Here is a 586-nt window from a genome sequence, read left to right on the forward strand (position 1 = left end):
CTTTACCACCACTGCTGTGCTCCTTCGGAACCAGCCCCAGATAGCTGGCAAAATGCCGGCCATTCTGAAAATCAGCGCTGTCGCCCAGAGCTACCGTCAAGGCTGAAGCCCCTAATGGCCCGATACCAGGTATGCTTTTCAGTCTGAGGGTATCCTCATTTTGCTGGCTGATAAGCGCAAGGCGCAGATCCAGAGTTTTAATCCGCTGCTGATTGTCCTGAAGTTCCTGCAACATCTCATGGAACAGCTCCCGGCTGAGCGTGGTGAGCTCATTTTCTGCATCCTCCAGGTGCTCAGGCAGGTGGGCCATAATTTTATGAGCCCCTTCCGGTATGGCGATACCGTATTCCAGGCCTAGCCCCCGTATCTGGTTAATCAGCGCGGTTTTGTTTTTCATCAGCCGCTGGCGAACCCGGTGCAGACACTGAATATCCTGCTGTTCAATAGACTTCTCCGGCACATAGCGCATACCCGGGCGACTGTCAGCTTCGACAATTGCAGCTGCATCATTTTTGTCATTTTTACTGCCCATTCTGAAGGGGGCAACATACTGTGGACTGATTTGTTTAACTTCATGTCCGTATTG

At 51.9% G+C, this 586-nt stretch carries 1 protein-coding gene; it reads right to left on the minus strand.

Annotated features, from left to right (window positions below):
• The coding region (locus tag ON072_RS21055) for an IS110 family transposase (protein WP_274626192.1) at positions 1-586 on the minus strand (586 nt) is incomplete at both ends.

The sequence above is a fragment of the Shewanella sp. K8 genome (assembly GCF_028823715.1).
In the GTDB taxonomy this organism is placed as follows: domain Bacteria; phylum Pseudomonadota; class Gammaproteobacteria; order Enterobacterales; family Shewanellaceae; genus Shewanella; species Shewanella algae.